Source organism: Sulfitobacter sediminilitoris, from assembly GCF_010667575.1.
Taxonomy (GTDB): Bacteria; Pseudomonadota; Alphaproteobacteria; order Rhodobacterales; family Rhodobacteraceae; genus Sulfitobacter; species Sulfitobacter sediminilitoris.
This window is the reverse complement of record NZ_JAABNT010000074.1, coordinates 1-1,195: the sequence shown is the minus strand read 5'-3', so window position 1 is coordinate 1,195 and position 1,195 is coordinate 1. Positions and strand designations below refer to the sequence as shown.

Below are 1,195 nucleotides of genomic sequence, written 5' to 3'. Positions count from 1 at the left end.
ATACATCAACGGCTTCTACAATCCGCGACGGCGGCATTCAGCATTGGGCTGGAAAAGCCCGGTCGCCTTCGAAAGGAAAGTGGCTTAAACGAGCACTTGGAGCGGCACGAAAACGGGACAGGTCCATGGAAGGAAGCATTATGGGACAAGTTCGTCACGGGAGCGCCACGACCACGCACGCCGTCAGAGCAGCAATACAGCGATCGCAGGCTTCGATCGCGGAGCTGAGCCGGGAGTTGGGGATTAATCTCAAGACGGTCGCGAAGTGGCGCAAGCGGCAGATGGTCGAGGACCGAAAGACCGGCCCGCAGGAACCGCGCTCAACCGTTCTCAGCGAAGAAGTGGAAGCCATGATCATCGCGTTCCGGCGGCACACTTTGTTGCCGCTGGATGACTGTCTTTATGCTCTGCAGCCGGCGATCCCGCATCTGACACGTTCTTCGTTGCATCGCTGTCTTCAACGTCACGGTATCTCGCGCCTTCCAGACATGGATGGCGACAAGCCAAAGCGATAGAAGTTCAAGCGCTATCCGATCGGCTTCTTCCACATCGACATTGCTGAGGTGCAAACCGGCGAGGGGAAGCTCCATCTCTTCGTGGCAATCGACCTCGCCAGCAAGTTTGCCGTCACCCAGCTTGTCGAAAAGGCCGACAGACGCACCGCTTGGGAGTTTCTGGAGCACGTACTTAAGACCGTTCCCTACCGCATCCACACGATTCTCACCGATAATGGCATCCAGTTCGCAGAGCAGCCCCGGAACCGGAACACAGAATATTCACTGCAGATGCGCTTCAACATGATCTGCGAGGCGAATGGTATTGAGCGTCGCCTGCCCAAACCAAACCACCCTTGGACCAACGGCCAGGTCGAGCGAATGAACCGAACGATCAAGGAGGCCACCCTCAAACGCTTCCACTACGATAGCTACGATCAGCTCCGCACCCACCTCGCGGACTTCATCGCTGCCTACAACTTCACCCGCAGGCTCAAGACCCTCAGCGGTCTCACGCCCTACGAATACATCTGCAAGATCTGGATTTCAGAGCCTGACAGATTCATCGTGAATCGGCTTTGTTGCACAAATGGCGTGAGGGGATTCATGTTGTGAATCCAGTGTGATAGCTGGAGGTCATGAGTAGCTGGGCACCGACAAGATACAAGACCACGAACTGGTCGGCTTACAATAGCGCGCTG

The 1,195-nt window shown here is 56.2% G+C and carries 1 pseudogene; it reads left to right on the top strand.

The features are described 5' to 3' along the window. The first annotated feature begins 140 nt into the window (after window positions 1–140). Window positions 141–1,109, top strand: a pseudogene (locus tag GV827_RS23160) (IS481 family transposase). Window positions 1,110–1,195 lie beyond the last annotated feature (86 nt).